Here is a 15,881-nt window from a genome sequence, read left to right on the forward strand (position 1 = left end):
TATCAGCTAACTTCGACTACTTCGATAGCAAGCTCGTCTGCTGTGTTTTTCGGAAATTTCTGTTCTCTGATGGTAACGAACTGAAGTGATTCATCACGATCAGGACTGTTAATAAAGTGGCTGAATCGACGCAGTTTCTCTGGAGATTCCAGGGTGGTCTTCCATTCGCACTGGTAATTTGCCAGGCTGTCTTGCATCGATTTTTCCAGCTCATCTGCTAACCCAAGTTTGTCGTCAATCACCACTTCTTTGAGATAGTCAATGCCGCCTTCGAGGTTCTCAAGCCAGACGGAAGTACGCTGCAGTCTGTCTGCGGTGCGGATGTAGAACATCAGAACGCGATCGACATACTTAATTAACGTTTCGTCGTCCAGGTCTGTGGCCAGTAAATCGGCATGGCGAGGGCGCATACCGCCGTTACCACAGACATAGAGGTTCCATCCTTTGTCTGTCGCTATCACACCGATATCTTTTGACTGGGCTTCAGCACATTCACGGGTACAGCCAGATACAGCAAATTTGAGCTTGTGAGGGGAGCGAAGGCCTTTGTAACGATTTTCCAAATCGATAGCGAAACCGACACTATTGCCAACGCCGTAACGACACCAAGTGCTGCCTACGCATGATTTTACGGTACGAACGGACTTTCCGTAGGCGTGGCCAGTCTCAAAGCCCGCATCAACGAGTCGTTTCCATATTAAAGGCAAGTCATTGAGCTGTGCACCAAACAGGTCGATTCGCTGGCCACCAGTGACTTTGGTATAAAGGTCGAAATCACGAGCGACTTCGCCAATTACGATGAGTTTCTCAGGGGTAATTTCACCTCCGGCGACTCTTGGGACGACAGAGTAGGTACCATCTTTCTGCATGTTACCAAGATAAATATCGTTGGTATCCTGAAGCTCAATATGATCATCGTGCAAGATATAGTCGTTCCAGTAGGATGCTAAGATAGAACCTGCGGTAGGTTTACAGACTTCGCAGCCAAGCCCCTGACCGTATTGCTCTAACAGCTCATCGAACGTTTTGATTTTGTTTACACGAATAAGATCACTGAGTTCCTGACGTGAATAAGCAAAATGCTCACAAACATGGTTGTTCACTTCCACGCCTAGCTTTTCTAATTCGCTGTCGAGTACTTGTTTTGCCAGTGCACTACAACCGCCACAACCTGTTGACGCGTTAGTCGTCTCTTTTAGCGCCGCCATCGTTGTGCAGCCAGCAGCTACAGCTTGTTTAATCGAGCCTTTGGTCACATCGAAACATGAACAGATAACAGCACTGTCAGGCAGAGCGTCAATACCCAGACCAGCAGATTCATCTTCAGCCACGTTAGGCAGAATTAACACGGATGGGTTCTCTGGTAATGGAAGATCGTTCTGGCGAATCTGTAACAGATTTCCGTAGGCAGTCGCATCACCGACTAAGACGGCGCCAACAATTTTCTTTTTATCTTCAGAGACGATCAGGCGTTTGTAAACTTGTTCAATTTCATCTTTGTATGTGTATGACAAAGCACCTGCAGTCTGGCCATGGACGTCACCAATACTCGCGACATCGACACCCATTAATTTCAATTTGGTGCTCATATCTGCGCCCGTAAATTGGGCTGCTTCATCAGTGCTAAGGATATGTTGAGCTGCAACCTTCGCCATTTGGTAGCCTGGCGCTACCAGGCCAAAAATACGTTGCTCCCACAATGCACATTCACCAATCGCATAGATATCGTCGTAGTTAGTTTGACAGTGATTGTTAATCACAATGCCGCCACGCTCACCAATCTCTATGGAGCTATTACGAGCTAACTCGTCTTGTGGGCGAATACCTGCCGAAAAGACGATCATGTCGGTATCAATATGAGTGCCGTCGGAAAAATTCATTCTGTAACGGCATTCGTTACCATCGATAATTTCTGTAGTCGCTTTTTCTGTATGAACGGTAACACCCAGTGCTTCAATTTTACGACGAAGTAAATCACCACCATCCTGGTCAAGCTGAACAGCCATTAGACGTGGGGCAAACTCAACAACATGCGTTTCTAGCCCCAGGTTTTTGATTGCATTCGCTGCTTCCAGACCCAGAAGACCACCACCAATCACCACACCAACTTTGCTTTCTTTACTTGAGCGTTCGATTTCGTCCAGATCTTCGATGGTTCTGTAGACATGGCAGAACTCTTTTTCGTTTCCAGGAATTGGTGGCACAAACGGGTACGAGCCTGTCGCAAGCACCAATTTGTCATAATTTTCTACACGGCCTGAAGAAGTGACAATTTGTTTGTCGTCTGGATTTACTTGACTCACTTTCTCATTCAGCAAGTATTTAATGCCGTTTGACTGATAGTAACCTTCGCTGGTTAACGACAGATCATCGACTGTTTTGCCTGTAAAATATGAGGTCAATTGAACACGGTCATAAGCCAGACGTGGCTCTTCAGAAAATGTCACGACTTCAATGTTGTTCTGTTCAGACTGGATCAACGTGTCTATAAATTTATGGCCAACCATTCCGTTACCGACCACAATGATTTTTTGCTTACTCATAATCTCATTCCCTTAGTGATTCTGACTTTTCATGGCCGTGTAATTAGGCGCTTCTACGTAAACTTGATTCGGAAAGAACTTCCATATTCTTGTTATTAAGTTGTTGTAACCAATGCATTTGGCTTGATACGGTGACAACGTCACCTATTACAATTAAGGCCGGAGACTTTATTGAATGACGCGTTATCAATTCGGATAGCTCGGATAACTCGCCTATGATCGTTCTTTGTTGTGGCGTACAGCCGTTTTCAATAATCGCGACTGGTTTGTCGGCGTTCATACCTGAGCTGGTTAGTTGCTGCTGTATGAGTGGCGCTTTGGTCAGGCCCATATAAATGACCAACGTTTGGTTGAGTTGGGCTAACGCCGACCAGTTAATTTCAAGCTTCTTATCAGCGTGAGCGGTGATGAATGTACAACCCTGCGCTAAGCCTCGGTGGGTTAGGGGGATGTTGGAGTAAGTTGAACACCCTGATGCGGCGGTAATGCCCGGAACTACGTTGACATTAATTCCCAGTTTGGTCAGAAATAGCATTTCTTCTCCGCCACGCCCAAACACGAACGAGTCTCCGCCTTTTACACGGCATACGTTATTTGCATCGAGCGCAAAATTAGCGATTAACTGGTTGATTTCTTCCTGTTTATAGCTATGGCAGCCTTTTGCTTTTCCGACATAAACAAGCTTGCAATGGGAAGGGAACAGAGCACGTATATCCTCACTGACTAGGTTGTCGTACACGATGACATCCGCATGCTCAATCGCCTTAATCGCCTTAACGGTAAGTAAGTCTGGATCACCTGGCCCAGCGCCTACTAAGGATACATTTCCAATAACTGAATGTTCTGTATTCATCATCATTGCCTCGAATGTGATTTTGCTAGTTGTTAGCCACAAAGCAATATGAATGCCAGTATGATTTATTTTTGTTGAAATTAAATAAAAGTAACTAAAATACAATAGGTTATTCGTTTTTAGTTTGTGTTAGGTGTCGGCGTAAAGTAAAGAGAGGTGATTACCAAAAGTGGTAGACGAAGGTGGTAAATGGTCAAGGTTGCATCAAAATAGGTAAATATACACAAAAGGTGGTAGTTTTAAGGGGAATTACCATCTACCACTTTAGGGTTAGATAATAAATTAAGGTTATGAAATAAAACAATAAAAAATTGGAAGTTATAAATTAATGGTATTTGGAATGGATTTTGCTCCTAGGTTCCTAAAAGGAAATTTGGAGACTAGTGGGTATGAGCGAAGGATGGATTAAATCAACGTGTGCTTATTGTGGCGTCGGGTGCGGTATTGAAGCCAGACCTATGTCTAATGGACTGCTAGAAGTCCGTGGCGATAAGGAGCACCCCTCGAATTACGGAAAATTATGTACTAAAGGTATTGCTTTGGGCGACACCGTCATTCATGACGGCCGCTTACTGGCTCCCAAACTGAAAACAGAAGCGGGTGATTGGTGTGATACAGAGTGGGACGAGGCTCTTTCCCGTGTAGCAAAAGGTTTCTCGGATACGATAGAACAATTTGGTCCGGATTCTGTGGCGTTCTATGTTTCTGGACAACTGTTAACAGAAGACTATTACGTCGCGAATAAACTCATAAAAGGTTTTCTTGGTACCGCGAATATCGACAGCAATTCTCGCTTGTGCATGGCGTCTACGGTTGTCGGACACAAGCGTGCTTTCGGAATGGATACCGTTCCCGTTTGCTATGAGGATCTTGAGAAAACTGACTTGGTTATCTTGGTTGGTTCTAACCTGGCCTGGTGTCATCCGGTACTATTTCAACGGTTGAGAGCAGCTAAACAGACCAACTCCAATCTAAAAGTGATAGTCATCGACCCACGCCGTAATGAATCCTGCGAGATTGCAGACCTACATCTAGCGATTAATCCTGGCTCAGACGTCGCGCTTTTTAATGGTTTATTGGTGCACCTTGGTGAGCATAATCTAGTTGATCACGCTTTTATTAGCGCAGCGACAAACGGTTTTAGTGAGGCATACCAGTCTGCACTAAACGGCTCCGAGGTAAGCGAGGTGACGGGCATTGATTTGGCTTCGCTTCAGGAATTCTATGAATGCTTTTCCCAAACAGAAAAAGTCATCACGATTTACTCGCAAGGGGTGAACCAGTCCTCTCAGGGATCCGACAAAGTAAACAGCATCATAAATTGCCACTTAGCGACGGGAAAGATTGGGAAAGAAGGCGCTGGCCCTTTTTCTGTTACCGGACAACCCAATGCGATGGGAGGTCGCGAGGTTGGTGCTCTGGCGAATACGCTGACCGCGCACATGGAATTTCATCCTGATGATATTGACCGTGTTGAAGATTTTTGGCAAACCGACACATTAGCGAAAAAACCAGGCCTAAAAGCCATTGATATGTTTGATGCTATTCATCGTGGTGAAATTAAAGCGGTGTGGATCATGGCGACAAACCCGGTTGTGAGCCTTCCTGATAGCGACAAAATTAAACAAGCTTTGGAAAACTGTCCTTTGGTGGTGGTTTCGGATTGTGTTGAGAACACGGCGACGACGCCTTACGCTGATATCCTGCTACCTGCGCAAGGTTGGAGTGAAAAATCGGGCACTGTGACCAACTCCGAACGTCGAATCTCGCGACAACGCCGACTGTTAGCCAGTCCAGGAGTGGCCAAACCGGACTGGTGGATTATCTCTCAAGTCGCACAACGAATTGGCTTTAAAGAAGCGTTTGATTACTTACATGAAGGAGAAATCTTCCGCGAGTATGCTCAACTTACGGCCTTAGGTAACGCAGACTACGGAAGTAAAAAGGCTAGACAACGAGACCTCAATTTAGCTGGCCTTGTTGAGATTACTGATTCCGAATACAACTCGCTCACTCCCCAGCAGTGGCCGGTAGAACATCAACAACATCAGGTGGTGAATCAGAGAATGTTTGCCGATCAACGATTTTTTACCGAGAATCATCGTGCTAACTTTATCGCGGTAAAACATACAGCGCCGCAAGCATCAACAACGAAAGTGTACCCGTTAGTTTTGAATACGGGTCGGAGTCGGGATCAATGGCACACCATGACTCGTACAGGGTTATCGAGTCGTTTAGCTGAGCATGCAAGTGAACCTTACGTTTTGATCCATCCTCAAACAGCGATGCAGTATGACCTTTCTAATCACGAAATGGTGGTTGTGTTCAATAACAACGGTGAGTGTGTTGTTAAGGTTGTTACCAGTGACACTATGAAGCCAGGCGAGCTGTTTGTTCCTATTCACTGGAATGAAATTACAGGCCCGTTAAGTAAGCCTTGCGCTCTGGTTGATTCGCGAACGGATACTTTGTCTGGTCAACCTGAGTTTAAATACACCCCTGTAGATATAAAGCCTTATGACTATCAGACCAGTGCTACCGTATTGGTCAAAGACGCTATTTTAATAGGTGATGTTGGATACGTCGCCAGACAAAAAGTAGATGGCGGCTATTTATATCGTATTCGTTCACCGATGGAGATTAATGAGCTACAGATGAAAATTGAACGACTATTACCGAGTTCGTCATCTGCTGCTAAGCTAATTTGCCGCGATGATTCATCCATAAAAGGAATGGCGGCAGTCGTCGAAAACAAAGTTACCTCGTTATATAAACTGACCAAAGATGAGCCAAGCGCTCAGGAAGTACAGGCGTTGAGTGCGTTGTTCAACAGCAGCGCTGACGAGGGTTCTTCTCTGCATCCTTTATTGGGGAATTAGCGCACCCATAGGAACACCAAGGGTAACAGTCGTCTTCTGTTACCCTTTTCTTTTTCCAACCTGTTCAGTCATTCAATCACGACAAACAAATCTTGTACTAAAACAAACAATGTCAGTTGTTTGTTTTTTCTTACATACAGGAATTTATACGTAAGCTATTGAAAGAATGTATTTTTGATGATTGGTATGCATTTCGCAACAACGGTCATGAGTCTAAATTAAAAAGGAGATAGACCATGGCAATTCGTCAATGTGCAATTTACGGTAAAGGTGGTATCGGTAAATCCACTACAACTCAAAACTTAGTAGCGGCGCTTGCTGAAGCAGGGAAGAAAGTCATGATCATTGGCTGTGACCCTAAAGCCGACTCAACCCGATTGATTCTACACTCCAAAGCACAGAATACCATCATGGAGATGGCGGCTGAAGCGGGAACGGTTGAAGACATCGAACTAGAAGATGTACTTAAAATCGGTTACGGCGATGTTCGTTGTGTTGAGTCAGGCGGTCCAGAGCCAGGTGTTGGCTGTGCGGGTCGCGGTGTTATCACGGCCATCAACTTTTTGGAAGAAGAAGGAGCTTACGAGGAAGACTTGGACTTCGTATTCTACGACGTACTGGGTGACGTTGTATGTGGTGGTTTTGCGATGCCAATTCGTGAAAACAAAGCGGAAGAAATCTACATCGTTGTTTCAGGCGAAATGATGGCGATGTACGCCGCGAACAACATTTCTAAAGGTATCTGTAAATATGCGACGTCAGGTAATGTTCGTCTTGCGGGCTTAATCTGTAACTCTCGTAACACTGACCGTGAAGATGAGTTAATCATGGCTCTGGCAGCTAAGATCGGTACTCAAATGATTCACTTCGTTCCTCGTGACAACATCGTACAACGTGCAGAGATTCGTCGTATGACCGTTATCGAATACGATCCTAAATGTAACCAAGCGGACGAATACCGCACTCTTGCTAAGAAAGTTATCGAGAACCAAAAATTCGTTATCCCTGAGCCATGCACCATGGATGAGCTTGAAGATCTGCTTATGGAATTCGGCATCATGGAAGTCGAAGATGAATCGATCATCGGTAAGACGGCTGATGAGGAAGAGGCTGCTTAATCAAGCGTTAAAACTCTCGAGCGTTACATTGAATCCTAATGGATAAGGACAAATTATGACGATGAATAAAGAGCAAACTCAAGCGCTTATCGATGAAGTGCTGGAGGTGTATCCGGAAGTCGCCAGAGCTGACCGTAAAAAGCATGTCGCGGTTAACGACAGCTCAGCAGACAGCAGTAAATGCATTACTTCTAACCGTAAGACCTTACCTGGTGTTATGACAGTACGTGGTTGTGCGTATGCTGGCTCCAAGGGTGTGGTTTGGGGACCGATCAAAGATATGATTCATATCTCGCATGGTCCTGTTGGTTGTGGTCAATATTCACGAGCAGGTCGCCGAAACTATTACTCGGGTACGACAGGTGTCGATAGTTTTGGCACGTTAAACTTCACCACAGACTTCCAGGAGCGCGATATTGTCTTTGGCGGCGATAAAAAATTGGCTTCCGCGATTGATGAAATCGAGACACTTTTCCCGCTGGTTAAAGGCATCAGTATTCAATCTGAATGCCCGGTTGGTCTTATTGGTGACGATATCGAAGCGGTAGCCAAAACGAAATCGCAAGAGATAGGCAAGACAATCGTTCCGGTTCGCTGTGAAGGTTTCCGAGGTGTTTCCCAGTCACTTGGTCACCATATCGCGAATGATACGTTGCGTGATTATGTTCTCGACGGTTCGGCTGATAAAGAGTTTGAATCGACCGACTACGACGTCGCGATTATTGGTGACTACAACATCGGTGGGGACGCCTGGTCATCTCGCATCATCCTGGAAGACATGGGGCTTCGAGTTGTTGCTCAGTGGTCTGGCGACGGTACGTTACCAGAGCTAGAAAATACGCCAAAAGTAAAGCTCAACTTAGTGCACTGTTACCGTTCTATGAACTATATCGTTCGTTACATGGAAGAAAAACACGGCATTCCTTGGATTGAGTACAACTTATTTGGCCCGACCAAGATTGAAGAATCCATGCGCAAGATTGCAGCGTTGTTTGATGAAAAAATCCAGCAACAAACCGAAGAAGTTATCGCCCGTTACCGAGAACAATGGAACGCAGTAATTGAGAAGTATCGCCCTCGTCTTGAAGGCAAACAAGTGATGCTTTACGTCGGTGGTCTGCGACCTCGTCATATTATCGGAGCCTATGAAGATTTGGGTATGGAAATCGTCGGTGCAGGTTATGAGTTTGCGCACAACGATGACTACGTCAAAACCACACCGGAAATGAAAGACGCCACCTTATTGTTCGATGACGCGAGTTCTTATGAGCTTGAAGAGTATGTGAAACGTCTGAAACCTGATCTCATCGGCTCGGGTATCAAAGAGAAGTACATATTCCAGAAAATGGGCTTCCCATTCCGTCAGATGCACAGCTGGGACTACTCAGGTCCTTACCACGGCGTGGATGGTTTCGCGATCTTTGCTCGCGATATGGATATGACAATCAATAACCCTTGTTGGAGCAACCTAACCGCTCCTTGGAAAAGCCAAGATGCTGTTGAGTTAGCGAAAACAGCTTAAAGCACTTAACGCTAATGTGGGAAGGGATTTCCAATTGTATTAACCGAACCGGCGTTCACAGATTAGTGGCACGGTAGGAGAGAAACTATGACTCAGAATATTGAAGAGATCAAAGCGGGTTATTCACTGTTTCAAGAGCCAGAATACCAAGAGTTGCTCGCGAATAAACGCAGTCACTTTGAGGAAGCTGTTGAAGCAAACAAAGTGAAAGAAGTGTTTGAATGGACCACGACGAAGGAATACCAAGAGCTCAACTTTAATCGTAAACACATTACCATCGACCCAGCGAAAGCGTGTCAGCCCCTTGGTTCTGTATTGTGTGCACTCGGCTTTGAAAAAACGTTGCCTTATGTCCACGGTTCACAAGGTTGCGTGGCGTATTTTAGAACGTATTTTAACCGTCATTTTAAAGAACCTGTTGCCTGTGTGTCTGACTCGATGACGGAAGATGCAGCCGTATTTGGTGGCCAAAACAACATGTTTTATGGTCTGCAAAATGCTTATGCCCTGTATAAACCAGAGATGATTGCGGTATCGACCACATGTATGGCTGAGGTTATTGGTGATGACTTAAATGCCTTTATTGGTAATGCGAAAGAGGGCGGTTACCTACCTGCTTCTGTGCCGACACCATTTGCTCATACACCAAGTTTCGTCGGCAGCCACACCAATGGTTGGGATGGAATGTTAGAGGGGGTATTACGTTACTTTACTGTGAACAGCGGCGAAACCTATACACCAGGTTCAACCAACGCTCTCAATATTGTCCCTGGCTTTGAAACCTATTTAGGTAATTACCGCGTTATTCACCGTATGTTGGGTGAGATGGGTGTCGATTATCAGATGCTTTCTGATCCTTCAGAGGTTTTAGACACCCCGGCAGATGGTGAATATCGCATGTACGCGGGTGGTACCAAAGTCGATGAAGTTAAGCGCGCGCCTAACGCAAAAGCCACGCTGCTTCTCACTCCCACACAGCTACCCAAAACGAAAAAATTTGTCGAAACGACCTGGAAACAAGATGTGCCAGCGCTGGATATTCCGATGGGCTTAGAGTGGACAGACAATTTCTTAATGAAAGTTTCTGAGCTCACTGGACAACCGATCCCTGAGTCATTGAGTACAGAGCGAGGCCGTTTGGTAGACATGATGACCGACTCTCATACCTGGTTACATGGTGTCAAAGTGTCGCTTTATGGTGATCCGGATTACTTGTCTGGTATGTGTAAGTTCTTGATGGAACTTGGCTGTGAAATCAAACATGTACTGTGTCACAACGGTAATAAACGCTGGCGCAAAGCACTGGAGTCTATGTTGGCAGACAGCCCTTACGGTCAGGGAGCAGAAATTCTAGTGGGCAAAGACCTTTGGCATCTGCGTTCACTGATGTTTACCGATAAACCGGATCTGCTAATTGGCAACTCTTACGGTAAGTTCATTGAGCGCGATACCAAAGCGAAGGGTGAAGAGTTCCAAGTTCCTTTGGTTCGCATTGGATTCCCAATCTTCGACCGTCATCACCTCCATCGCAGCACAACGCTTGGGTATGAAGGTGCGATGTACATCCTGACGACACTGGTTAATGAAGTACTAGCCAAACTTGACCGTGACACCATGACGCTTGGTAAAACCGACCTTGGTTTTGATTTGGTTCGCTAAATCATAAGCCATAAAGGATTGGATACAGAGGGCTGGTACTAGGGGGCTCCATGTGGACAGCATTAAACCACAACAGGTTAGCACGCTTTAGTTCAGCCCTTTCTCATTGAATAAAGGAGAAGAGCATGGCCAACGTAATGATTCAATACAATGAGGTTGGAGAACTTAGCCTTTACCTCGCTAAGAAAGACCTTGAAGAAAACATCACTCACTTTGAATTTGACGAAGAAAATAAATGGGGTGGAGAGGTTCATCTATCAAGTGGCGCGGTGTATTACATCGAACCCATGAACAAGCCAAAGTTACCGATCACCGTAAGAGCTAAGCGACTTCAGGCTGCTTAGAGGAGGACAGGTTATGAACGAAGAAATTACCCCTTCGGTTGCACTGCGTATCGCGCTAGCGGCGAAATCACTTCCTAACATTGACGTTAGTGGTTTATTAGGGTTACTGGTGCAGCATGTGAGTGCGCCATTAACTGAAACAGAACTGATGCGAATTTCTCCCAAAGCGTTCCGTCTTTTAATTCTCTCTCTGGATGGAGAACAAACGCGTAAAGACATCAGTCACGCTTATACGATACTGACGAGTACAGAACTTGGTGACGTTGAACCACCTCGGGTGACGCCTTCTGTGTCTTTGGACGGTCCCAAACTGACTGTCGCATTAACCTCTAATCAAGGCGAAATGGTAAACGGGCATTACGGTTCGTGCCTTCGTATTCTTATTTACGAAGTAAACGAGACAGAATTTCAGCTTATTCAAGTCAGTGAAGTGAACCGAGAGTGGCAAGGCGAGGAGCGTGCTCTGCATTTAGTAGAGCTGATTAAAGGATGCCAGATACTGTTTACTTTGTCGATTGGCGGCCCTGCAGCGGCACGCGTGACCAGAGCTAACGTCCACCCAATTAAACGCCCGCAAGCTGTTGAGGCAAAAACCGTGATGGAAGAGTTGCAGGTTATGCTGGCAAATACGCCACCTCCCTGGATTCAGAAACTGCTTGGTACTTATGTTCCTCAGCATCGCGGGGAACCTGCTTATGAATAACGTAAACGCTTTCCACGAGTCATTCCCGCTCACGGCTAATCTGCTGGAACAACTGGGTATGGAAATAGATAAGCTGATTGCGCAAGGCGTAAATGAGCAAACGCGACTCACTGAACGATACCCTAACGTGAGAATTACGTTGTGTAGCGAAGATGAGATGGGATGTCGTGAACCCTATCAGAGTTACGGCCATTACGATCTTTATTTGTACGCACAACAAGCGTCGGGATGTTTGACGCTGACACATTACCCGGAAGCGAGCTCCGGTTTGGTTGTCGCTCTCCACGAATAGCGGCGCGTTTTTTGTCGGTTTTACGACAATGTCAGCTTTTATCTTTGTTGGTGTCTTTATTAATCAATGGGTTATGGATGGAATGGCGCTTGCAGCTAACAAAGTGATTCGTATCTCAACTTTAACTGTTGCAACTCAAGGAGAGACGCATGAAGCGATCGGAGATCAAGTTACTGCAAGATGAACCCGCCTGTGAGCACAACAGCGGAGAAAAAAGTGGTTGTAGCCGACCAAAACCCGGAGCAACGGCTGGTGGCTGTTGTTTTGATGGCGCTCAGATAAGTTTATTACCCATAGCGGATGTGGGGCACATTGTGCATGGTCCGATTGGCTGTGCGGGAAACAGCTGGAATAACCGCGGGACTCGCGCTCTGGGCAGTAATCTGTTTCGATATGGATTCACCACGGACCTCAATGAGCAGGACGTTATCATGGGGCGAGCGGAGAAACGTCTGCTACACGCGATAAAACAGCTGATTAAACAACATCAACCACCTGCGGTTTTTGTTTATATGACCTGCGTACCTGCTCTCGAAGGCAATGACATTGAAGCCATCTGTTCTCTTGCCACAGAGCGTTGGAACATCCCTGTGATTCCTGTCGATGCGGCTGGCTTTTATGGTAATAAAAACTTGGGTAACCGAATCGCCGGTAATGTGATGGTTGAACGCGTCGTGGGCAGCGCCGAGCCTCCAGCGAAACCAAAAATGCTTCACGACTCAACTCGGCTAGTACACGATATCGTTCTTATTGGTGAATACAACATTGCCGGAGAGTTTTGGCATGTATCGCCATTATTTGAGCGTTTAGGGTTAAGAGTGTTGTGCTGTATGGCGGGTGATACTCAGTTTCATCAAATACAAACTATGCATCGTGCAGACGCTGCCATGGTCGTTTGTGCCCGAGCACAAGTGAATGTTGCACGAAAACTAGAAGAAAAATGGGGTATACCTTGGTTTGAAGGAAGCTTTTACGGTATCGAAGATACATCGAATTCACTACGAGAATTTGCCCGTTTACTTGGTGACCCCAAACTGAGCGAAGAAGTAGAAGCGTTGATTGCAGAAGAAGAAAGTCGCATTCGCTCGGCTTTGGTACACTACGCAGAAAAGTTGCGTGGTAAGCGAGCGCTGCTTTATACCGGAGGCGTTAAGTCCTGGTCAGTAGTGAGCGCCTTGCAAGAGCTTGGTATTGATTGTGTCGCTACCGGTACCCGTAAATCCACACAATCAGATAAAAATAAAATTCTGGAGATAATGGGCAAAGACGCGCTCATGCTGGATGAAGGTGGTGCCAGGTTGTTGCTCGATACTTATCATCAACATCACGCTGATGTCATGATTGCTGGTGGCCGAAATATGTACACCGCATTAAAAGCGAAGCTGCCGTTTTTAGATATTAACCAAGAGCGGGAACATGCCTATGCTGGTTACGAGGGCATGCTTACGTTAGCAAAAGAGCTATGTAGAACAATAGAAGCGCCCATCTGGCAAACCGTTCAAAGTCAGGCTCCCTGGATCGTCGAAGACGCAACATTCACTTCTGCCATCATTGAAAAAGGAGCCTGATATGGTTACTCCAATCAAACAAAATTCACCACTGGTTACTCAGCCGTTAAAAACGAGCCCGGCAACGGGAGCTACGTTGGCGACCCTTGGTTTTGCTGGCTCCATACCTTTGATGCACGGCTCTCAAGGTTGTAGTGCGTTCACTAAAGTTTACCTTATCCAACACTTGAGGGAGCCTATTCCATTGCAGAACACGGCAATTGACCAGGTTTCTGCAGTTATGGGCGGAGAGGGTAATGTAAGTGAAGCACTACAAGTATTATGTGAAAAACACGCGCCAGAATTGATCGTACTTATGAGCACGGGTTTAACTGAAATGCAGGGGGCTGACCTGTATCACAGCATTACCGAATTCACTCTCAAGCACCCGCAATATTCGGATACGAGAATTGTTCCTGTTCTGACGCCGGATTTTGTCGGTTCCATGCAAACTGGATACGCGCATACGGTTCGTAGTGTGGTGAAGCAATTGGTTAAAGGGCCGACAGGTCGAGACAAACAGCGCAAACAAGTGAATATCCTTTGTTCTATAGGAATGACTTCTGCGGATATTGAAACGATTAAACGCTACGTGGAAGCATTCGAATTGGACTCTGTCATTGTGCCCGACTTATCGCTTTCGTTAGACGGTCATTTAGGTCGGGAGGATTTTAGCGCGACCAGTACTGGAGGTACTTCGGTCCTTGAAGTTGAGTTGATGGCTGACAGCGCGATCACGTTGGTATTCGGCGAATCTCTCGATGAGGTAGCAAGGTGGCTTAAAGTGAGGTTCGGTATTCGCTATCACCAATTTGGGATGGCAATGAACCTGGACGTAATCGACCAATTTATCATGACGTTATCGGAGATAAGTGGTCGCACTGTGCCCGGCTGGATAACACGTGAGCGCCAACGACTGCAGGATGCATTACTCGATGTCCATTTTCTGCTCAGTGGCGAGCAATACACCATTGCACTTGAACCCGACTTGGCGAGTGGTTACGTTGACCTAATCACCATGGCAGGTGGTACCGTTAGTCAGGTCGTCACGACGTTAGATGTTCCGGGTTTGCAAGACATGGAAGCACAAGAAGTAATGGTTGGTGACTTATCGTGCATCGATCTGTCCAACCCGGAGTTAACCTTAGTGATTGGTAATAGCCATTGTGCCAACGTATGTGAGCCGGTTGTCCCTGTTATGCGGGTCGGTTATCCATGTTTTGACCAGGTCGGAAATATGGAGCTCAAACAAACAGGCTATGAAGGTGCTCGTCAACGACTGTTCGCACTTGCCAACTTGTTGCTTCGCAACCACAAAGACGAGGTAACACCCCACGTAAGCTACTATCGTTTTGGTGCAAATGACGTGTTACCAACAACGGAGGGGTTATGAAGTCGACAAAAAGAAGGCTATATCTTCCACCGGAGCCAACTCAGGAAAAACTGCGCGTTAAAATTGCTTTTACTACGTCAGATAGACAAACGGTTGACCAACACTTTGGTTCTGCGAAAGGTGTATTGATTTACGGTATCTACCACACCGAGTGGCACCTGATGGAAGCCATTGAGTACCGAACTAGCGGCCCTGCACACGATAAGTTACCCAGTCGTATCGAAGATTTATCGGGGTGCGCAGCAATATTCTGTAACGCGTGCGGTGCTTCGGCGATACGACAATTGTTGGAGTGTGATATCCAGCCAGTCAAAGTAAATGAGAAATGCGACATTCACTTTTTATTGAATGAAGTCCTGTCTGAGTTAGACAGCGCTCACACAGGATGGCTTTCCAGAGCGCTAAAGAAAAATAAGCAGCCCGACACCTCAGGCACCGAAAAGAGGCTCACTCAGCTAATGGATGAAGAATGGTAATTGTAAAACAAGGATGGTTAATATGACGACGCAACTCAGTTATACCCGAGGTGGTGAACCGTGGGCACCTCAATTTATCGAGGCGATTGATGAACAAAAATGTATAGGGTGTGGCCGCTGTTTTAAAGTGTGCTCCCGAAATGTCTTCGACTTAATTGAGAAGGAGGCCACGGATGATGATGATGACTATTATGATGAAGACGAAATCATGATGGTGATGACTCTGAAAGACCAAATGGACTGTATCGGATGTATGTCCTGCGCCAAAGTTTGTCCTAAAAACTGTCAGACGTTCACCGCACCCTCTGCATAAATAACAAAAGGATGAGTTCTCATCCTTTTTTAGTCAGTCCTTTTTATCCCCTTAATGTTTCTTAGCTGACAATTTGTTTTGTTATAAACCCTACAAACGGTATGACAATTTTGTCGCTCTTATTCCAATGTCACATCAAGAGCATTTTTTATTTCTTAAAAATCATATGGTTGTGTCTTTTTGTGATCTTGGTTGGGTTATTGCAACGGTAACAATATCGAAAGAACCGAAAGATATTC

General features: G+C 45.9%; 14 protein-coding genes. 12 read left to right on the top strand and 2 right to left on the bottom strand.

Annotation, left to right across the window (positions count from 1 at the left end; translation table 11 throughout):
• Positions 1–2: 2 nt before the first annotated feature.
• The gene (gene nirB / locus VEJY3_RS18795) at positions 3–2,543 is read right to left on the bottom strand and encodes a nitrite reductase large subunit NirB (protein ID WP_014233999.1); all 2,541 of its coding nucleotides are present in this window, start codon (positions 2,541–2,543) and stop codon (positions 3–5) included.
• A 43-nt stretch (positions 2,544–2,586) separates the two neighbouring features.
• Complete coding sequence (cobA, locus tag VEJY3_RS18800) at positions 2,587–3,396, bottom strand: uroporphyrinogen-III C-methyltransferase (RefSeq protein ID WP_014234000.1); 810 nt, start codon at positions 3,394–3,396, stop codon at positions 2,587–2,589.
• Positions 3,397–3,785: 389 nt separating this feature from the next.
• Here cobA and VEJY3_RS18805 point away from each other — a divergent pair, with 389 nt between their 5' ends.
• The 12 genes from VEJY3_RS18805 to fdxB all read left to right on the top strand — a co-directional run bounded on the left by VEJY3_RS18805 (position 3,786) and on the right by fdxB (position 15,642).
• Entirely contained in the window at positions 3,786–6,275 is a 2,490-nt protein-coding gene (locus tag VEJY3_RS18805) for a molybdopterin oxidoreductase family protein (protein ID WP_014234001.1), read from the top strand.
• Between the two features lie 236 nt (positions 6,276–6,511).
• A complete protein-coding gene (gene nifH, locus VEJY3_RS18810; RefSeq protein ID WP_014234002.1) occupies positions 6,512–7,393 on the top strand; it encodes a nitrogenase iron protein in 882 nt (293 codons plus the stop codon).
• A 55-nt stretch (positions 7,394–7,448) separates the two neighbouring features.
• The gene (gene nifD / locus VEJY3_RS18815; RefSeq protein WP_014234003.1) at positions 7,449–8,915 is read left to right on the top strand and encodes a nitrogenase molybdenum-iron protein alpha chain; all 1,467 of its coding nucleotides are present in this window, start codon (positions 7,449–7,451) and stop codon (positions 8,913–8,915) included.
• A gap of 87 nt (positions 8,916–9,002) precedes the next feature.
• Positions 9,003–10,574, top strand: a complete 1,572-nt coding sequence (gene nifK / locus VEJY3_RS18820) for a nitrogenase molybdenum-iron protein subunit beta (protein WP_014234004.1) — start codon at positions 9,003–9,005, stop codon at positions 10,572–10,574.
• Between the two features lie 125 nt (positions 10,575–10,699).
• Complete coding sequence (nifT, locus tag VEJY3_RS18825) at positions 10,700–10,918, top strand: putative nitrogen fixation protein NifT (protein WP_014234005.1); 219 nt, start codon at positions 10,700–10,702, stop codon at positions 10,916–10,918.
• Between the two features lie 13 nt (positions 10,919–10,931).
• Entirely contained in the window at positions 10,932–11,621 is a 690-nt protein-coding gene (locus VEJY3_RS18830) for a NifB/NifX family molybdenum-iron cluster-binding protein (protein WP_014234006.1), read from the top strand.
• Positions 11,614–11,913, top strand: coding sequence for a hypothetical protein (locus VEJY3_RS18835; RefSeq protein ID WP_041170395.1), 300 nt, complete (start codon positions 11,614–11,616; stop codon positions 11,911–11,913). Before VEJY3_RS18830 ends, VEJY3_RS18835 begins: the two co-directional genes overlap by 8 nt.
• 28 nt (positions 11,914–11,941) lie before the next feature.
• Positions 11,942–12,097, top strand: a complete 156-nt coding sequence (locus tag VEJY3_RS25740) for a hypothetical protein (protein ID WP_158308263.1) — start codon at positions 11,942–11,944, stop codon at positions 12,095–12,097.
• Positions 12,063–13,481 carry a nitrogenase iron-molybdenum cofactor biosynthesis protein NifE gene (nifE, locus tag VEJY3_RS18840; RefSeq protein WP_014234007.1) on the top strand — a complete coding sequence of 473 codons (1,419 nt, stop codon included), beginning with the start codon at positions 12,063–12,065 and terminating at the stop codon, positions 13,479–13,481. Before VEJY3_RS25740 ends, nifE begins: the two co-directional genes overlap by 35 nt.
• A gap of 1 nt (position 13,482) precedes the next feature.
• Positions 13,483–14,853 (top strand): nitrogenase iron-molybdenum cofactor biosynthesis protein NifN, encoded by a 1,371-nt coding sequence (gene nifN, locus VEJY3_RS18845; RefSeq protein WP_014234008.1) that lies wholly within the window; start codon positions 13,483–13,485, stop codon positions 14,851–14,853.
• Positions 14,850–15,329 carry a NifB/NifX family molybdenum-iron cluster-binding protein gene (locus VEJY3_RS18850; RefSeq protein ID WP_014234009.1) on the top strand — a complete coding sequence of 160 codons (480 nt, stop codon included), beginning with the start codon at positions 14,850–14,852 and terminating at the stop codon, positions 15,327–15,329. The genes nifN and VEJY3_RS18850 overlap by 4 nt, the downstream gene beginning before the upstream one ends.
• 22 nt (positions 15,330–15,351) lie before the next feature.
• Entirely contained in the window at positions 15,352–15,642 is a 291-nt protein-coding gene (fdxB, locus tag VEJY3_RS18855; RefSeq protein WP_014234010.1) for a ferredoxin III, nif-specific, read from the top strand.
• Positions 15,643–15,881 lie beyond the last annotated feature (239 nt).

It is taken from the genome of Vibrio sp. EJY3, from assembly GCF_000241385.1.
GTDB classification, from domain to species: Bacteria; Pseudomonadota; Gammaproteobacteria; order Enterobacterales; family Vibrionaceae; genus Vibrio; species Vibrio natriegens.

Bases quoted from the DNA above. Each gene is read 5' to 3' on its own strand.
- fdxB (WP_014234010.1), top strand. From the start codon at position 15,352: ATGACGACGCAACTCAGTTATACCCGAGGTGGTGAACCGTGGGCACCT.
- VEJY3_RS18805 (WP_014234001.1), top strand. From the start codon at position 3,786: ATGAGCGAAGGATGGATTAAATCAACGTGTGCTTATTGTGGCGTCGGG.
- VEJY3_RS25740 (WP_158308263.1), top strand. From the start codon at position 11,942: ATGTCAGCTTTTATCTTTGTTGGTGTCTTTATTAATCAATGGGTTATG.
- nifK (WP_014234004.1), top strand. From the start codon at position 9,003: ATGACTCAGAATATTGAAGAGATCAAAGCGGGTTATTCACTGTTTCAA.
- VEJY3_RS18835 (WP_041170395.1), top strand. From the start codon at position 11,614: ATGAATAACGTAAACGCTTTCCACGAGTCATTCCCGCTCACGGCTAAT.
- nifH (WP_014234002.1), top strand. From the start codon at position 6,512: ATGGCAATTCGTCAATGTGCAATTTACGGTAAAGGTGGTATCGGTAAA.
- nirB (WP_014233999.1), bottom strand. From the start codon at position 2,543: ATGAGTAAGCAAAAAATCATTGTGGTCGGTAACGGAATGGTTGGCCAT.
- VEJY3_RS18830 (WP_014234006.1), top strand. From the start codon at position 10,932: ATGAACGAAGAAATTACCCCTTCGGTTGCACTGCGTATCGCGCTAGCG.
- VEJY3_RS18850 (WP_014234009.1), top strand. From the start codon at position 14,850: ATGAAGTCGACAAAAAGAAGGCTATATCTTCCACCGGAGCCAACTCAG.
- nifT (WP_014234005.1), top strand. From the start codon at position 10,700: ATGGCCAACGTAATGATTCAATACAATGAGGTTGGAGAACTTAGCCTT.
- nifD (WP_014234003.1), top strand. From the start codon at position 7,449: ATGACGATGAATAAAGAGCAAACTCAAGCGCTTATCGATGAAGTGCTG.
- nifE (WP_014234007.1), top strand. From the start codon at position 12,063: ATGAAGCGATCGGAGATCAAGTTACTGCAAGATGAACCCGCCTGTGAG.
- nifN (WP_014234008.1), top strand. From the start codon at position 13,483: ATGGTTACTCCAATCAAACAAAATTCACCACTGGTTACTCAGCCGTTA.
- cobA (WP_014234000.1), bottom strand. From the start codon at position 3,396: ATGAATACAGAACATTCAGTTATTGGAAATGTATCCTTAGTAGGCGCT.